15 protein-coding genes and 2 pseudogenes are annotated in these 15,841 nt (G+C 62.1%); 12 read left to right on the top strand and 5 right to left on the bottom strand.

The genetic code is table 11. From position 1 onward, the window contains the following. The first annotated feature begins 101 nt into the window (after nucleotides 1–101). From FLG15_RS20245 to FLG15_RS20205, 8 genes and pseudogenes are all read left to right on the top strand, one after another. Nucleotides 102–1,145, top strand: a complete 1,044-nt coding sequence (locus tag FLG15_RS20245) for a DUF475 domain-containing protein (RefSeq protein ID WP_057678953.1) — start codon at nucleotides 102–104, stop codon at nucleotides 1,143–1,145. Nucleotides 1,146–1,746: 601 nt separating this feature from the next. Then, nucleotides 1,747–4,245: a ribonucleoside-diphosphate reductase subunit alpha gene (locus tag FLG15_RS20235; RefSeq protein ID WP_017156294.1), complete on the top strand. Its 2,499-nt coding sequence runs from the start codon at nucleotides 1,747–1,749 to the stop codon at nucleotides 4,243–4,245. Nucleotides 4,246–4,420: 175 nt separating this feature from the next. Further along, entirely contained in the window at nucleotides 4,421–5,464 is a 1,044-nt protein-coding gene (locus FLG15_RS20230) for a ribonucleotide-diphosphate reductase subunit beta (RefSeq protein ID WP_005914812.1), read from the top strand. Between the two features lie 115 nt (nucleotides 5,465–5,579). Further along, nucleotides 5,580–6,350, top strand: coding sequence for an ImmA/IrrE family metallo-endopeptidase (locus FLG15_RS20225; RefSeq protein WP_237377059.1), 771 nt, complete (start codon nucleotides 5,580–5,582; stop codon nucleotides 6,348–6,350). Nucleotides 6,351–6,363: 13 nt separating this feature from the next. Further along, entirely contained in the window at nucleotides 6,364–6,858 is a 495-nt protein-coding gene (locus FLG15_RS20220; protein WP_057678951.1) for a flavodoxin, read from the top strand. Beyond that, nucleotides 6,830–7,156 carry a thioredoxin family protein gene (locus tag FLG15_RS20215; RefSeq protein WP_057678950.1) on the top strand — a complete coding sequence of 109 codons (327 nt, stop codon included), beginning with the start codon at nucleotides 6,830–6,832 and terminating at the stop codon, nucleotides 7,154–7,156. Before FLG15_RS20220 ends, FLG15_RS20215 begins: the two co-directional genes overlap by 29 nt. A gap of 37 nt (nucleotides 7,157–7,193) precedes the next feature. After that, nucleotides 7,194–7,646, top strand: coding sequence for a DUF3592 domain-containing protein (locus FLG15_RS20210; RefSeq protein WP_057678949.1), 453 nt, complete (start codon nucleotides 7,194–7,196; stop codon nucleotides 7,644–7,646). Between the two features lie 36 nt (nucleotides 7,647–7,682). Next, nucleotides 7,683–7,979 (top strand): annotated as a pseudogene (locus FLG15_RS20205) (acyl-CoA thioesterase); the annotation flags it as partial. 39 nt (nucleotides 7,980–8,018) lie between these two features. Here the strand turns inward: FLG15_RS20205 and FLG15_RS20200 are convergent. Next, a protein-coding gene (locus tag FLG15_RS20200; protein WP_223842567.1) for an IS3-like element ISXcd1 family transposase occupies nucleotides 8,019–9,106 on the bottom strand; the annotation gives its coding sequence in 2 pieces (ribosomal slippage) (nucleotides 8,019–8,854 and nucleotides 8,854–9,106; 1,089 coding nt in all). A 69-nt stretch (nucleotides 9,107–9,175) separates the two neighbouring features. Between FLG15_RS20200 and FLG15_RS20195 the strand changes: the two are divergent. Then, nucleotides 9,176–9,286: pseudogene (locus FLG15_RS20195) on the top strand (acyl-CoA thioesterase); the annotation flags it as partial. A gap of 158 nt (nucleotides 9,287–9,444) precedes the next feature. Here FLG15_RS20195 and FLG15_RS20190 read toward each other — a convergent pair. Both FLG15_RS20190 and panE read right to left on the bottom strand, forming a co-directional pair. Then, nucleotides 9,445–9,960 (bottom strand): hypothetical protein, encoded by a 516-nt coding sequence (locus tag FLG15_RS20190; RefSeq protein ID WP_057678947.1) that lies wholly within the window; start codon nucleotides 9,958–9,960, stop codon nucleotides 9,445–9,447. A gap of 283 nt (nucleotides 9,961–10,243) precedes the next feature. Next, the gene (gene panE / locus FLG15_RS20185) at nucleotides 10,244–11,182 is read right to left on the bottom strand and encodes a 2-dehydropantoate 2-reductase (protein ID WP_057678946.1); all 939 of its coding nucleotides are present in this window, start codon (nucleotides 11,180–11,182) and stop codon (nucleotides 10,244–10,246) included. Nucleotides 11,183–11,408: 226 nt separating this feature from the next. Here panE and FLG15_RS20180 point away from each other — a divergent pair. Together FLG15_RS20180 and FLG15_RS20175 are read left to right on the top strand one after the other, a co-directional pair. Beyond that, nucleotides 11,409–12,496, top strand: a protein-coding gene (locus tag FLG15_RS20180) for an IS3-like element ISXcd1 family transposase (protein ID WP_223842567.1) whose coding sequence is annotated in 2 segments (ribosomal slippage) — nucleotides 11,409–11,661 and nucleotides 11,661–12,496 — 1,089 coding nt in all. Because the reading frame shifts where the segments join, the coding sequence is not laid out codon by codon here. 59 nt (nucleotides 12,497–12,555) lie between these two features. Next, nucleotides 12,556–13,149 (top strand): AbiU2 domain-containing protein, encoded by a 594-nt coding sequence (locus FLG15_RS20175; protein WP_139790956.1) that lies wholly within the window; start codon nucleotides 12,556–12,558, stop codon nucleotides 13,147–13,149. Here the strand turns inward: FLG15_RS20175 and FLG15_RS20170 are convergent. Both FLG15_RS20170 and FLG15_RS20165 read right to left on the bottom strand, forming a co-directional pair. Then, nucleotides 13,146–13,958, bottom strand: a complete 813-nt coding sequence (locus tag FLG15_RS20170; protein WP_029820666.1) for an ABC transporter permease — start codon at nucleotides 13,956–13,958, stop codon at nucleotides 13,146–13,148. The two genes, FLG15_RS20175 and FLG15_RS20170, sit on opposite strands and share 4 nt — an antisense overlap. Then, nucleotides 13,955–14,950 carry an ABC transporter ATP-binding protein gene (locus FLG15_RS20165; RefSeq protein WP_017156286.1) on the bottom strand — a complete coding sequence of 332 codons (996 nt, stop codon included), beginning with the start codon at nucleotides 14,948–14,950 and terminating at the stop codon, nucleotides 13,955–13,957. The genes FLG15_RS20170 and FLG15_RS20165 overlap by 4 nt, the downstream gene beginning before the upstream one ends. A 36-nt stretch (nucleotides 14,951–14,986) precedes the next feature. Between FLG15_RS20165 and FLG15_RS20160 the strand changes: the two genes are divergently transcribed. Beyond that, complete coding sequence (locus FLG15_RS20160; protein WP_162267518.1) at nucleotides 14,987–15,814, top strand: ferredoxin--NADP reductase; 828 nt, start codon at nucleotides 14,987–14,989, stop codon at nucleotides 15,812–15,814. Nucleotides 15,815–15,841 lie beyond the last annotated feature (27 nt).

Below are 15,841 nucleotides of genomic sequence, written 5' to 3'. Positions count from 1 at the left end.
GCGTCACGCCGCGGTCCCCCATCCTCCACCGCACGCCGGACTGCCAGGCCTCGATCTGGCCTATTGCTCCGGCTGTCGTCTCGGCCCGCCTGGGAGTGTCAATGTTTCGCGATTTCAGAATGTCGTTCGTGGTCACCGCCATCTGCCTGGGCCTGGCTGCGTGGTGGGGCCATACCTCATCGATGGGGATCTGGCAGGCGCTGTGGCTATGCCTGGTGCTGAGCGTGCTGGAAGTGTCGTTGTCGTTCGACAACGCGGTGGTCAACGCCGGCGTGCTCAAGCACATGAACGCGTTCTGGCAAAAACTGTTCCTCACCGTGGGCATCCTGATCGCCGTGTTCGGCATGCGCCTAGTGTTCCCGATCGTGATCGTGTCGGTAGCCACCGGCATGGGCTTGGTGCCGGTGATGCAGATGGCGCTGAAGGAGCCGGACCGCTACAGCCAGGTGCTGACCGACAACTACCCGTCCATTGCTGCCTTCGGTGGCATGTTCCTGCTGCTGGTATTCCTGAATTTCCTGTTCGACCAGGAGCGCAAGCTTCACTGGCTGGGCCCGGTGGAGCGGCTGGTCGGCAAGCTGGGCAAGGCCGAGGCGATGTCGGTGATCGTGGCGGTGTCGGTGCTGCTGGGCACCAAGTTGTTTCTGCCGGCCGGCATCTTCCAGAGCGTGCTGTTCGCAGGCCTGGGCGGCATCCTGCTGTATCTGCTGGTCGGCAGCGTGGATGCGCTGTTCGAAGCAGAAGAGAGCGAAGACGGCAGCATGGGCCCGGCCAAGCGTTCGGGCATCGCCGCCTTCCTGTATCTGGAAGTGCTGGACGCCTCGTTCTCGTTCGATGGCGTGATCGGCGCCTTCGCCATCACCCGCGACGTGGTGATCATCATGCTGGGCCTGGCGATCGGCGCGATGTTCGTGCGCTCGATGACGGTCTACCTGGTGCACAAGGGCACCCTGGACGAGTTCGTGTTCCTGGAGCACGGCGCGCACTACGCCATCGGCGTGCTGGCGATCATCATGCTGGTGGGCACGGTCTACCACGTGCCGGAGGTGCTGACCGGCCTGATCGGCGTGGCCTTCATCGCCGCCTCGGTGTGGTCCTCGATCCGCTACCGCAAGCGCCACCATCTTGGGCCGACCGAGATTTGAGCGAGCACCGGCGAGCTTGCGCATCCGCTGAATGGCTGGCGGCGCCTGGTCGCCGAGCGAGTAAAAAAACGCGACCGATAGCACGCTTGGTGTTGACGGCGGGTGAGTGCGGCGAGCGAATCAGGACCCTCCCGACTTGACCTGCGCAGTTGGATTCGTCCTCCCGCCGCGCGAGACGACCGCTCGTCAGCGCAGCCCGTTGTGGCGCAAGGCTCGCCGCAGTCTGAGCACATTTGGTGTTGACCCCCTGGGGGGACCCCACTATCTTGTGGTTCGGTGGTGACCGCCCCCAAGTGGCACCAATGAGACGAAGGCGATGCGCAAGCGCGACATTGCCTGCGGCTCCCATCTCAGCGACCTGTACGCGCCCCGGCATTGCCGCGGTCGCTTCCGGCCCGATGACGGCAGCGCGTTGCCACCGAACACCATCATGCGACAGCACACCGCGTGATGGCGGCCGTGGGAGTTCAGGGAAATTGGTGGGTGATGCCGCCGCAGGCCATGGCGTGCGCGCTGTGCGTCCTGTGTCGCCAATGCACCCTGGACGCCGCTCGGTCGTTGCCTGCTCCGGCAGGTTCGTGTGCCTACGCATGGAGGACGCATGACCACCAACGACACCCTTTCCGCGATCGCCGCCGGTACCGCAACACCCACCAGCGTTCCTGCCAGCGTTGCCGCGCCCGCCTGTGGCGCGCCGGAATTGACCGACCCGTCGGACATCGTGCCGCCTCCCCGCCAAGCCATTGCAATGCACGCACAGACCATCGAAGAACAAAACGTCTCCACCTGGATCACGAAAGAAGCGGGCAATCGCAAGATTCCGTTCGAGCCCGAGCGCCTGAATCGCGCCATCGACCAGATCCACGCCGAATTCCCGCAGCTGGACGTGGCCGACTACAAGCGTTCGGTGTTCGGCTTTGTCGAGCGCAAGGACAGCGTCAACGCCGACGACCTGGTCGACCACCTGATCCGCGAGGCCGAAGCCCGCGTCGATCTGACCACCCCGGAGTGGGAACACTTCGCTGCGCGCCTGTACCTGCGCCGCCTGTACAAGCGCGCCAGCCGCAACCGTTTCTACGACGCCAGCCAGAAGTACGGCTCGTTCGTCGGTCTGCAGGAAAGCCTGGCCGACCGCAATGTCTATTCCAACGACATCCTGCGCCGCTACTCCAAGGACGAGCTGATCGAAGCCGGCAAGATGATCGAGCCCGAGCGCGACAAGCTGTTCGCCTACAACGGCCTGTACCTGCTGGCGACGCGCTACCTGGCCACCGATAGCTCGCGCGGCGTGTTCGAACTGCCGCAGGAGCGCTGGCTGACCATTGCGCTGTACCTGATGCAGGACGAGATCGGCACCGGCAAGGGCAGCCGCGAGCGCCGCATGCAGCTGGTCGGCGAGGCCTACTGGGCGCTGTCCAACCTGTACATGACCGTGGCCACCCCGACGCTGGCCAATGCCGGCAAGGTCGGCGGGCAACTGTCGAGCTGCTTCATCGACACCGTCGACGACAGTCTGCAGGGCATCTACGACTCCAATACCGACGTGGCGCGCGTGTCCAAGCACGGCGGCGGCGTGGGCGCCTACCTGGGCTATGTGCGTTCGTCCGGTTCGGCGATCCGTGGCGTGTCCAACTCGTCCGGCGGCGTGGTGCCGTGGATCAAGCAGCTCAACAACACCGCCGTGTCGGTGGACCAGCTGGGCCAGCGCAAGGGCGCCATCGCGGTCTATCTGGACATCTTCCACCGCGATATCGAAGCGTTCCTGGACCTGCGCCTGAACAACGGCGACCAGCGCCTGCGCGCGCACGACGTGTTTACCTCGGTATGCATCCCCGACCTGTTCATGGAAGCGGTCGAGCGCCGCGGCGACTGGTATCTGTTCGACCCGCACGAAGTGAAGCGGGTCAAGGGCTGGTACCTGCAGGACTTCTATGACGAGAAGAAGGGCGACGCCAACGGCAGCTTCCGTCGCAAGTACGAAGAAGTCGTCGCCGACGAGCGCATCACGCGCAAGACCGTCAAGGCGATCGAGATCTTCAAGCGCATCATGGTCAGCCAGCTGGAAACCGGCAATCCGTTCATGTTCTATCGCGATGAAGTCAATCGCAAGAACCCGAACAAGCACGAGGGCATGGTCTATTCGTCCAACCTGTGCACCGAGATCCTGCAGAACATGAGCCCGACGCGGATGATGCAGGAGATCATCAGCGGCAATCAGATCGTCACCACCAAGAAGGCGGGCGACTTCGTCGTGTGCAACCTGTCCTCGATCAACCTGGGCCGCGCGATCACCGTGCAGGCCGACCAGGCCGATCTGCTGGGTGCCGACGTGCTGGAGCGCTTGATCCCGATCCAGGTACGCATGCTCGACAACGTGATCGACCTGAATCAGCTGCCGGTGCCGCAGGCCACCATCACCAACCAGAAGTACCGCGCCATCGGTCTTGGCACCTTCGGTTGGCATCATCTGCTGGCGCAGAAGTCCATCCACTGGAATGCCAAGGAAGCCGAGGACTACAGCGACGAGCTGTACGAGCGCATCAACTACCTGACCATCCAGGCGAGCATGGAGCTGGCCAAGGAAAAGGGCACCTACAGCGTGTTCCGCGGCAGCGACTGGCACAACGGCGAGTACTTCCGTGCGCGCGACTACAACAGCCCGCAATGGCTGGAGCTGTCGGCGCAGGTGGCGGTCAATGGCGTGCGCAATGCGTGGATGCTGGCAGTTGCACCGAACATGAGCACCGCGCAGATCGCCGGCTCCACCGCCTCCATCGACCCGATCTACAGCGCGTTCTACTACGAAGAAAAGAAGGACTTCCGTCGCCCGGTCGCCGCGCCTGGCCTGTCGCTGGACACCTGGCCGTACTACGAAAAGGGCGCCTACAAGGTCGACCAGTTCGCCAGCGTGCGCCAGAACGCGCGTCGCCAGCGTCACGTGGACCAGTCGATCAGCTTCAACTTCTACGTGCCCAGCACCATCCGTGCCAGCACGCTGCTGGACCTGCACATGACCGCCTGGCGCGAAGGTTTGAAGACCACGTACTACGTGCGCTCCAACGACATCGACATCAGTGAGTGCGAGTGGTGTAGCAGCTAAAGCGCATTCGCGCTTTCGCTTCCACGGTTCGCGTTGCGAACCGTGGACCCTGCTTCATCAGCTTCCACACCCCGCGCCTTTGGCGCGCCCCCTCACTCAGGGGGCTTTCCTCCAGAACGATTGCTGCCGTCGTCCCTGCTGTACGCGCGCGACGCCTGAAACACGAGTAGAACCCATGTCCGCAACACCGCTCGACCGCATCAAGATCCTTGAGCCGCGCAACCCCAACCGTTCGACCGGCATCATCAACGGTCAGACCTCCGGCATCCTCAACTGGAACGACATCCCGTACCCGTCCTTCTATCGGGCGTACAAGGAACTGTCGACCAACTTCTGGATCCCCGACGAGGTGGACATGAAGGGCGATGCGCGCCAGTACAACGAGCTGTCGGCGCGCGAAAAGAATGCCTACGATTCGATCATCGGCTTGCTGGCCACGCTGGATTCGCCGCAGACGCGTTTCATCTACAACGTGGCCGAATACATCACCGACCCGGCCGCGCATGCCAATGCCGCCATCATCGGCCAGCAGGAGGTGATCCATAACGAGAGCTACAGCTACGTGCTGGCCTCGATCACCGGCCTGGCCGACCAGAACCGCGTGTTCGAAATCGCGCGCACGCACCCGACCATCATCAAGCGCAACGCGCCGATCATGGGCGCCTACGAAGACTTCATGCGCGAGAAGACGGCCGAAACGCTGATCCGTTCGCTGATCCAGTCCTCGATCCTGGAAGGCATCAACTTCTATTCCGGCTTTGCGTATTTCTACAATCTGGTGCGCCAGAATCGCATGACCGGTACCGGCAAGATCATCAGCTTCATCAACCGCGATGAACTGGCGCATTCGAAGTTCATCAGCGAGCTGATTCGCGCCATCATCGGCGAGAATCAGGCGCTGCAGGGCGATGAGCTCACCGACTACGTGCACAAGGCCTTCGAGCACGCGATCGACCTGGAAACCCAGTGGACCGCCGAAGTGCTGGACGGCATCGACGGCATCGACGTGGACGAGATGATCCGCTACGTGAAGTACCGCGCCAACAAGATGGCCGGCATGCTCGGCATCGAGAAGCTGTACGAGGGCGCCAACGACAACGTGATGCCGTGGATCAAGGCCTACGCCGACAACTTCACCGAAACCAAGACCGACTTCTTCGAGATGCGCAATGCGTCGTACAAGAAGACGAATTCGGATAACGGGTTCGACGATCTCTGACGCGGAAATATCAACACCTCTCAATACTTCCATCTAATACGGGGGCACCATGAGTAAGCGATTGGATCCACGCATCTCGTCTAGTCGCATGTGGCTTCAGAACCCGTACGCGCACATGGAAGAACTTGAAGAGTGCTGGCAGGCGGGTAACAATCAGAATCGTTATCGCTTTGCGAGATCAGAAGGGGAGGCGTTCTCTGCAAAGAAAAGTCACAGTTTTGAGTCGATTGAGGCACGGGCTAAAGAGTTACAACGCGCGATTTGGAAGAAGCGGACAGATCTCGGGTTGAGTAAGAACGTGCACCCGATTGACGTTTTAGACCCGCGGCTTGCCGCTGAGTTGCTGGGCTTCGAACTTACGTTTCATTCCAGTCTTGGCTGGATGACCAGTGGCCGCCGCCGAGTTTCGGTTGCAGGTCTGATCAATCAATCGAATCGATCCATCCAAATTGCAACGGATGCTGACCCGAGAGTCATGCGTTTCACTGCGGCCCACGAGATCGGCCACGCAATTCTTCATCCGGATCAAACTGGTTTGCATCGGGATCAGCCATTGAGCGGAATTCGTCAAGCGCGCAGTCGAACCGAGCTCGAGGCAGACAAATTCGCTACTTACTTCTTGCTGCCAGATAAACTTCTAACCGAAGAATTTAAATCTCGATTTCTTGGTATTTTTACCCTGAATGAGCAGACTGCATTTGCGCTATTCAGTAAGCCTATTTTCGAAGTGATCGAGGTTCTCCCGACTCTCCGTCACGTCTCTAGGAGGCTTGCGAGTTCGATTTATTACAATGGCTCCCACTTCGCATCGTTGTCCGAGTCTTTTGGAGTCAGCATCGAAGCAATGGCCATTCGTCTTGAAGAATTGAAACTCGTTATTGAGTAATTGCTTTACCGAAATGCGCATCCTCCTCGCCCACACCTCGCTCAGCGGCAATACGCGCGACGTTGCGCGCGCGATCTGCGCGCGGTGTGAGGAACTGGGTCATGCGGTGACCTGGATCGATGCCGACATCCAGACGCTTGCGCAGGCATGCCCGAACGGCGCCGAGCACGATCTCTACATCCTCGGCAGCTGGAGCATCAACGCCGGGCGGACGCCGCCGGAGATGAAGCGCTTCATCGAACAGCTCGTTGACGCGGTCGGTAAACCGGAACGTCTGGCAGTATTCGGCACCGGAGAGACGCAGTGGGGCGAGGAGAACTACTGCGGTGCGGCCCGGCGCATGGCCGCGTTTTTCGGTACGCGCTACCCGCGGCTGGAGATCGAACAAATGCCCCACGGCGAACGCGACGCCACCAAGATCCAAAGCTGGACCGACCACATTCTTGCCCTCACCGATACACCGTTCGAGAACACCCCCCATGCAGACGCTCCACGCCACCACCCCTGACGACTACGCCGCTGCCCTGGCCGCGCATCCGCGCTTACTGGTCGACTATTACAAGGACAATTGCCCTGGTTGCAAGATGCTCGACATGTCGCTGACCAAGTTCGCCGCGAGCGAGGACGCCGCAGGCATCGCACTGCTCAAGGTGAAGCTGGAAGTGGTGGGCGAGGAGTTTTTCCGTGGTCTGGGCCTGCGGCAGACGCCGACTCTTGCCTTGTTCAAGGACGGTGCCGAAGTGGCGCGCTTGCCGGGCTTCCAGTCGCCGGCGCAGGTGGAAGCGGCGGTCCGCAGCGGCCTGTGAGAGTGGCCGGCGCTTGGTCGATGCAAGGCGCCCGGCGATGAACACCACCGTCACCATCGTCGCCTGGAGCTTCCTGCTGGCGGGGCTGGGCCTGTTGACCGGTGCGGCGCTGCTGCCGGATCAGGCCCGCTGGATCTTGTTGCTGCTGGGCGTGGTATTCGGCGGCGTGGGTGGCGGCATCCTCGGCTATCGTGTCTGGCATGCGCGCCGTGCGGCGTGGTTGCGCCAGCATGGCACGGTGGTGGAGGCGCGCTTGGTGTGCGTTGAACGCAATGCGTCTTTGCAGGTCAATGGCGTGCACCCGTTCCGTATCCTGGCCCATCGCCATGACCGCGCGCACAACACCCTGACCGAGTACCGCAGCGACAACCTGTGGACCGATCCGCAGCCGTTCCTGCGCGATGGACAATCGCTGCGCATCTTCGTCGATCCGCAACGGCCGTCGCGGTACCACATCGACCTGAGTTTCCTGCCGACGCTGCGCAGTTGATCGGGCCGGCCTTTCTTCCTCATACGGCACTTCTTCATGACCAGTTCCACGCCCGTTGCACCGACCGAAGCCCGCATGGCCGAGATCGTGTTTCCCAATCACACCAATCATCTGGGCACGTTGTTCGGTGGGCAGGCGCTGGCGTGGATGGACAAGGCCGCGTTTCTCGCCGCCTCGCGCTATGCGCGCCGCACCGTGGTGACGGCGCGTTCGGATCAGGTGGATTTCAAGCTGCCGATCCGCCAGGGCCAGATGGTGGAAACCATCGCGCGCGTGGTATCGGTGGGGCGTAGCTCGATCACGGTGGAAGTGGAATTGATCGCCGAAGACCTGCGGTAATCCCCCCGCTTTGAGCGTTCGCCAAAAGTGGAGCTAGGCGGCCATCGCCAATTTCATTGCTGGCGTGATACCGCCGAGCGCCATGTTGGGGCGCTCATGGTTGTACGTCCATAGCCAGCGCGTGGCCTTGTCCTGAACCTGCTCGATGGTGTCGAACAACGTTGTGGCCAGCCAGGCGTAGCGGACGGTGCGGTTGTAACGTTCGACATAGGCATTCTGCTGCGGCTTGCCTGGCTGGATGTGCTCGATCCGAATCCCGCGCTGCTGTGCCCAAGCTAGCAGCGCGCCGCTGATGTACTCCGGGCCGTTGTCGCAGCGAATGGCGTTTGGCTTGCCGCGCCAGTCAATGATCTGTTCCAACGAGCGGATCACCCGGGCCGATGGCAGCGATAAGTCGACCTCGATGCCCAGACCCTCACGGTTGAAGTCATCGAGCACATTGAACAACCGGAAGCTGCGGCCGTCGGCCAGCTGGTCGTGCATGAAATCCATCGACCAGACCTGGTTGATCGTCTCCGGCACCGCCAACGGCTCTGGCCGCTCGCGCACCAGCCGCTTCTTCGGCTTGATCCGCAGGTTCAACTCCAGCTCCCGATAGATGCGGTACACCCGCTTGTGATTCCAGCCAAAGCCCTTCACGTTGCGCAGGTGCAGAAAGCACAGGCCGAACCCCCAATCACGATAGGTTGTGGTCAACCGCACCAGCCAATCGGCAATCCGGGCGTTCTCCTCGCTGGCCTTGGCTTGATAGCGAAAGCAGGTCTCGCTCACCGCAAAGGTCCGGCAGGCATGCCGGATGTTCGTGTGGCCACCATCTACGGCCCATCGGGCCATCTCCCGGCGTTGAGATGGCCTCACCATTTTTTTGCCATCGCCTCCTTCAGCAGGTCGGCGCTGAGCTGGGCATCGGCGTACATCTTCTTCAGGCGCCGGTTCTCGTCCTGCAGCTCCCTGAGCTGGGACATCAGCGATGCGTCCATGCCGCCGAACTTGCTGCGCCACTTGTAGAACGTCGCCGAGCTGATGCCGTGTTCCCGGCACAACTCCGGCACGGGCGTGCCGGCCTCGGCCTGCTTGAGGACGGCAATGATCTGGCTGTCGGTGAAGCGGGATGTCTTCATGGAACCTCCTCGGAAAAGGGTACGAGAAAATTCCACTTCTGGCGTCAGCTAACCTGTGGGGGGATTACCCTGCTTAGCGGCGCGCGCGAGCTGTGCACGCGCGGGCAGTTCGTGATGATTGCGCTCGATGCCGATGGCAAGCCGACGGCGGTGCCGCCGCTGCCAACAACTACTGGCTGACACTGACCAGGTGGACAGCGGCTGACAAGCAAACGATTGCGCCGCTGCGAAAAAACGCGGCTAGCCGTCGAAAATGGACAAGTGCCGCGTATCCACTGCGTTGCTCCGCAACGCGCGCGCTTATCTGACAACCGCCAGCGACGTTCTGTCTGCCGCGCTTATTCCTGCACTTCGCGGTCTTCGCGCTTGGTTTCTTCCATCGCCTCCGGTTCCAGCTCCTCGGCGCTGCGATTGAGCTTGACGAACACGCCCCAGGCGATCAGCAGCAAGGCCGCGCATGAGCCGACGGCAGCAGCGTAGGGTAGCTTGGCCGGGTCGGCATGCATCAGCTCGAAGATCGACACCAGCGTCTCGATCGCCAGCGCGATCACGATCACCACGAAAAAGCGCGACAAATACCGCCGTACGCGCGTGGGGCCACTGACCTTGACGTCGCGCAGGATCTCTTCTTCGAAGATGGTCTGGCCCAGTTCGAGCGTGACCAGCGCCACTGTCAGCAGGCCGACTGCTTCGAGCACGACGTTAAAGCGGTCGCGCACCACCATGTGGCCGCCGGGTGTGAAGCCGTGCCACAGCTCCAGCCCGGCCATCGTCACCAGGCCCGCCGCACACAGTACGAAGAACGCCAGGATCACGAAATGACCGGCACGAAACAGGTGGCTGAGCGCTTTCATCAGGGGCGAAGTGGGCGATGGGAAGCAGAGCATCGTGTGCACTGCGTCGTTGCAGCGCGAAGGCTGCGCTAACCCGGCGCGCCCTCATCCGGCGCGTTGCGCCACCTTCTCCCGCGAGCGGGAGAAGGGATCTGTTGGAAGTGGTGCTGGGGGTCGTCGCGCATTGATGCAACGGTAGCCACTGTTCCCCAAGCCGCTTCCTTCTCCCGCCTGCGGGGGAAGGTGCCCGAAGGGCGGATGGGGCTATGCATGCGTCGCACGCGCACAGCCGCCTGCATTCCCATCAGCTATGCCGCAACACCTGATACGCCTGCAGATGCACATTGGCGGCCATCAGCAGTGGGGCATTGCGCCCGGTCTCGCGCACGCGCGCCAGCATGTCGCCAACGATCTGTGCTGCTTCCACGTCCTGGCCGGCTTCCAGGTCGCGCAGCATCGAGGCCTTGAGCGGCGAATCCACCTGTAGCAGCGTTTGCAACGCGTTGGCGCGTGCTGGCTCGGGAATCGATTGCCCGGCCGCATCGGCGGCCCACAGACACTCGTTGTACATGCCGTTGATCAACGCGCGGCCGTCATCGGTGGCCACGATCGCGCCTACCGGCGCACGCATCAGGCAGGTGGCCGCGGCCAGTGCGGTGAGAAAGCTGTACTTGATCCACTGTTCCCGCGCGATCTGCTCGCTGGCCACATAGGTGATGTCGGCCTGCGCGCAAGCGGCGGCAAATGCCTGCACCCGCGCCGATTGCGCGTCACCGCTACGCTCGCCGAAGGTGATCGCTGCCGGCTTGCCCAGGTGCAGAATCTCGCCGTGCTCGCCCTTGGTGGCGCTGATGAAGCACAGCCCGCCCAGCACCCGCGCTGAGCCGAAGCGCTCGTCCAATGCCGCGTAATGGCGCAGCCCGTTGAGGATGGGCAACACCGTGGTGTGCTCGCCCACCGCTGGCGCAATCGCCTCGATCGCGCTGTCCAGGTCGTAGGCCTTGCAGCTGAGGATCACCAGGTCGAACGGCCGCTGCGCCACCCGCGCCGGCAAGTCCTGCGCGGTGACATGCGCCACCTGCAGATCGGCATCGCCCAGCGGGCTGCGGATGCGCAAGCCGTCGGCCTGCAGCTGCGCCGCACGTGCCTCGCGGACCAGGAAGGTGACGTCCACGCCGGCCTGCGCCAGCCGCCCGCCGAAATAACCGCCGGTGCCGCCGGCGCCGAGGATGAGTAACCTCATAGAATCGTTCCTAGGTTGTTCGAGAGAAGGTAAATGACGTCGCGTAGATCCAAAAAAGAGAATTTCGATCACCAGGGATGAGGCCGTTTTAAGGATCAATCGAATGATTGATATGATCATCATGATGTTCAAACAGCCCTTAGAGCAGAAGCAACGTGGTAATCCCCCCACAGGTTAGCTGACGCCAGAAGTGGAATTTTCTCGTACCCTTTTCCGAGGAGGTTCCATGAAGACATCCCGCTTCACCGACAGCCAGATCATTGCCGTCCTCAAGCAGGCCGAGGCCGGCACGCCCGTGCCGGAGTTGTGCCGGGAACACGGCATCAGCTCGGCGACGTTCTACAAGTGGCGCAGCAAGTTCGGCGGCATGGACGCATCGCTGATGTCCCAGCTCAGGGAGCTGCAGGACGAGAACCGGCGCCTGAAGAAGATGTACGCCGATGCCCAGCTCAGCGCCGACCTGCTGAAGGAGGCGATGGCAAAAAAATGGTGAGGCCATCTCAACGCCGGGAGATGGCCCGATGGGCCGTAGATGGTGGCCACACGAACATCCGGCATGCCTGCCGGACCTTTGCGGTGAGCGAGACCTGCTTTCGCTATCAAGCCAAGGCCAGCGAGGAGAACGCCCGGATTGCCGATTGGCTGGTGCGGTTGACCACAACCTATCGTGATTGGGGGTTCGGCCTGTGCTTTCTGCACCTGCGCAACGTGAAGGGCTTTGGCTGGAATCACAAGCGGGTGTACCGCATCTATCGGGAGCTGGAGTTGAACCTGCGGATCAAGCCGAAGAAGCGGCTGGTGCGCGAGCGGCCAGAGCCGTTGGCGGTGCCGGAGACGATCAACCAGGTCTGGTCGATGGATTTCATGCACGACCAGCTGGCCGACGGCCGCAGCTTCCGGTTGTTCAATGTGCTCGATGACTTCAACCGTGAGGGTCTGGGCATCGAGGTCGACTTATCGCTGCCATCGGCCCGGGTGATCCGCTCGTTGGAACAGATCATTGACTGGCGCGGCAAGCCAAACGCCATTCGCTGCGACAACGGCCCGGAGTACATCAGCGGCGCGCTGCTAGCTTGGGCACAGCAGCGCGGGATTCGGATCGAGCACATCCAGCCAGGCAAGCCGCAGCAGAATGCCTATGTCGAACGTTACAACCGCACCGTCCGCTACGCCTGGCTGGCCACAACGTTGTTCGACACCATCGAGCAGGTTCAGGACAAGGCCACGCGCTGGCTATGGACGTACAACCATGAGCGCCCCAACATGGCGCTCGGCGGTATCACGCCAGCAATGAAATTGGCGATGGCCGCCTAGCTCCACTTTTGGCGAACGCTCAAAGCGGGGGGATTACCACGTTAGCTGTTGCTAACGACATGGTTAGGAAATTTAAATCGAGTGCACCGATTCAAATTCCACCAAATGCGGCGGCTTACAATTCGGTAAAGCAAAGTATGACTCTCAATTTTGCACTGAGCCTTGCGAGAGTGTTCGATCAGGGGTCTCGTAGGATGCCGGTCAACAGGCGGGATGCCGCGTCAATTCCTTTGTTAATTCGGTTGGTGAAGCAAAAGCGCTGCACAAAAGCACTAATTAATCAAGCGAAGGAAGCTGGAAAAAATGCATCTGAGGCATTGAAGGAAGAGCACGTCGCCTGCTGTAAAAATGCAATTTCTTCGGCCATTGAGATTTATCGAAGCGAGGTTTCATGCGCGAAGGGTAGATCAACGCGACGATTCTTGCGCGAACTCAGAAATCACGGAATGGCACACACTTTGCTGAAGGAGCAACTACTACGAGACCCTACCTACAATGAGCTTTTCCACCTAGCAGATGCAGCGCGCGATATTTCTTCTCATCTCAGCTTGGCCATTAAAGGAGCCAAAGTTGACCTCATAAAACTAGAAGAAAAAATGAAGGCATCTGCCACTTCCTTATGGCAGCCAGTTTTCATGAGTGCCTTGGACTAGCTCCGCAACCCCACACCCCGCCGCAGCAGCCACAACGCCAGGGCGCTGAGCACGGCGACAAAGCCCAGCATCAGTGCATAGGCCACCCAGATCGGCACGTCTGAGCTGCCGAGCAGGCCGTAGCGGAACGCGTTGACCATGTAGAAGATCGGGTTGGCATGGGTGGCCGCCTCGGCCCAGCCGGGCAGCAGCTTCACCGAATAGAACACGCCGCCCAGGTAGGTCAGCGGGGTCAGGATGAAGGTGGGCACGATCGCCACGTCGTCGAACTTCTTGGCGTAGACCGCGTTGACGAAGCCGGCCAGCGAGAAGATGGTCGCGCCCAGCAACACCGTGGTCAGCGTGACCAATGGATGCGGGATCCGCACCGGGGTGAAGAACATCGCGATGATCAGCACGATCGCCCCGACCATCACCCCGCGCAGCACCGCGCCGGACACATAGCCCCACAGGATCACCCAGTTGGGCATCGGGCTGACCAGCAGCTCTTCGACGTGGCGGCCGAACTTGGCGCCGAAGAAGCTCGAAGAGATGTTGCCGTAGCTGTTCTGGATCACGCTCATCATCACCAGGCCGGGCACGATGAACTGCATGTAGCTGTAGCCGCCCATCTCGCCTACGCGCGAGCCGATCAGCCCGCCGAAGATCAAAAAGTACAGCGTCATGGTGATGGCCGGCGGCACCAGGGTCTGGCCCCAGATGCGCAGGATGCGCTGCACTTCGCGGCGCACGATGGTGCCCAGCGCAATCCAGTTGCGTTGGCGGGGTGTGGCGGGCGTGGCGGACATCGACGGCTCCGAGGGACTCATGGGTGGCCTGCCGGGCGCACGGGCGCCGCTGCGGCAGGAGCCGGGGCGGCGACGGTCTCGCCGGGCCCGGTCAGGCGAACGAACAATTCTTCCAGCCGGTTGCTCTTGGTGCGCATCGAGCGCACCCGGATGCCGGCATCGCCCAGGGTGGCGAACACGCGGTTGAGGTCCATCGCACGCGGCATGTCCAGATCCAGCGTGTGGCCGTCGATGGCGGTGAGCGTGGTGCCTTCGATCACCGGCAACTGCGCGGGCAGCTCACCGTCGATATCGAACAGGAACCCTTCCACGTCGAGCTTGGCCAGCAGTTCGCGCATCGGCCCCTGGGTGACGATCTGGCCGTGGTTGATGATGGCCAGGTTGCGGCACAGGTGCTCGGCTTCTTCCAGGTAATGCGTGGTCAGGATGATCGTGGTGCCGGCGGCGTTGATGTCCTTGAGCACGCGCCACATGTCGCGGCGGATTTCGATATCCACACCGGCGGTGGGTTCGTCCAGGATCAGCAGGCGCGGCTGGGTCATCATGGCGCGGGCGATCATCAGCCGGCGCTTCATGCCGCCGGAGAGCGTGCGGCTCATCACCTGGGCCTTCTCCCACAGGTGGGCGCGGCGTAGTTCCACTTCGGCCAGCGCCTGCGCCTGGCTGCGCGGCATGCCGTAGAAGCCGGCGTAGTTGACCAGGATGTCGAACGGCTTCTCGAACAGGTTGAAGTTGATTTCCTGCGGCACCAGGCCGATCAGGCGCATCGCATCGCTGCGGTGGGCCACCAGGTCGGTGCCGAACACTTCCACCTGGCCGCCGGACAGGTTCACCAGCGAGCTGATGATGCCGATCAGGGTGGACTTGCCCGCCCCGTTGGGGCCGAGCAGGGCGAAGAAATCGCCTGGCGCCACGTCCAGCGAGACGCCCTTGAGCGCCTGGGTGCCGTTGTCGTAGGTCTTGCGCAGATCGCACACGCGCAGGGCGGGCGCACGGGGAGATGGGGAATTCAAGCCGGGTCCTTCGCGCCAGGGTGACGGCGCAGCGAGTTGCAGCCCGTTATTATAGAAGCCCGTTGGGGTTTGCCCCGATCACAGACTGTCCCAAATACGTTCGTGCCCGTTCAATTCCCCCTCAAGCTTGTCGACCGGCGCATGATTGCGCCCACCGTGGCCCACTGCCAGTTCGTCCGTGACGACGGCCAGCCGCTGGATTTCCAGCCCGGGCAGTTCATCCAGATCCATTTCGACTACGCCGATGGCACGCCGACCAAGCGCAGCTATTCGCTGGCGACCATCCACGATCATGCGCTGGGGCCGGGCGAGGCAGTGGAGATCGCGGTGAGCTTCGTGCCCGGCGGCTCGGCCACGGCCTTGTTCGAAGGCCTGGAGATTGGCGACCAGTTGCAGGCAAGCGGCCCCTACGGGCGCTTTTGCCTGCAGCCGGGCGACCACAACCGGCGTTACGTGCTGATCGCCACCGGCACCGGCGTCACCCCGTACCGCTCGATGCTGCCGCTGCTGGCCGAAGCGATCGCCACCCGCGGTGTGCAGGTGGTGTTGCTGCAAGGTGCACGCACCCCGACCGAGCTGCTGTACGGCGAGGACTTCCGCGCGTTTGCCGATGCGCATCCGCAATTCCGCTACGTGCCGTGCTTCTCGCGCGAATTGCCCGCCCAGCCGCACGCCGATGTGCGGCACGGTTACGTGCAGCAGCACCTGGCCGAGTTCGCGCCCGATGCCGCGCACGACATCGCCTACCTGTGCGGAAACCCGGACATGGTGGACACCTGCCTGGACGCGCTCAAAGCCGCCGGCCTGCCGAGTGCGCAGATTCGCCGCGAAAAATACGTCAGCTCCACGCCGCCCAAGGCCTGAGATTGCGTGTAGGCGGCGCGTACATGC

Source organism: Xanthomonas phaseoli pv. dieffenbachiae, assembly GCF_008639345.1.
Taxonomy (GTDB): Bacteria; Pseudomonadota; Gammaproteobacteria; order Xanthomonadales; family Xanthomonadaceae; genus Xanthomonas; species Xanthomonas phaseoli.
Note: the sequence above shows the minus strand (reverse complement) of the source record. Positions and strands in the feature narration are given on the sequence as shown.

What these genes read in the sequence shown, in the direction of transcription:
- FLG15_RS20245 (WP_057678953.1), top strand. Translation starts at nt 102, where the DNA reads ATGTTTCGCGATTTCAGAATGTCGTTCGTGGTCACCGCCATCTGCCTG.
- FLG15_RS20235 (WP_017156294.1), top strand. Translation starts at nt 1,747, where the DNA reads ATGACCACCAACGACACCCTTTCCGCGATCGCCGCCGGTACCGCAACA.
- FLG15_RS20230 (WP_005914812.1), top strand. Translation starts at nt 4,421, where the DNA reads ATGTCCGCAACACCGCTCGACCGCATCAAGATCCTTGAGCCGCGCAAC.
- FLG15_RS20225 (WP_237377059.1), top strand. Translation starts at nt 5,580, where the DNA reads ATGGAAGAACTTGAAGAGTGCTGGCAGGCGGGTAACAATCAGAATCGT.
- FLG15_RS20220 (WP_057678951.1), top strand. Translation starts at nt 6,364, where the DNA reads ATGCGCATCCTCCTCGCCCACACCTCGCTCAGCGGCAATACGCGCGAC.
- FLG15_RS20215 (WP_057678950.1), top strand. Translation starts at nt 6,830, where the DNA reads ATGCAGACGCTCCACGCCACCACCCCTGACGACTACGCCGCTGCCCTG.
- FLG15_RS20210 (WP_057678949.1), top strand. Translation starts at nt 7,194, where the DNA reads ATGAACACCACCGTCACCATCGTCGCCTGGAGCTTCCTGCTGGCGGGG.
- FLG15_RS20190 (WP_057678947.1), bottom strand. Translation starts at nt 9,960, where the DNA reads ATGAAAGCGCTCAGCCACCTGTTTCGTGCCGGTCATTTCGTGATCCTG.
- panE (WP_057678946.1), bottom strand. Translation starts at nt 11,182, where the DNA reads ATGAGGTTACTCATCCTCGGCGCCGGCGGCACCGGCGGTTATTTCGGC.
- FLG15_RS20175 (WP_139790956.1), top strand. Translation starts at nt 12,556, where the DNA reads ATGGTTAGGAAATTTAAATCGAGTGCACCGATTCAAATTCCACCAAAT.
- FLG15_RS20170 (WP_029820666.1), bottom strand. Translation starts at nt 13,958, where the DNA reads ATGAGTCCCTCGGAGCCGTCGATGTCCGCCACGCCCGCCACACCCCGC.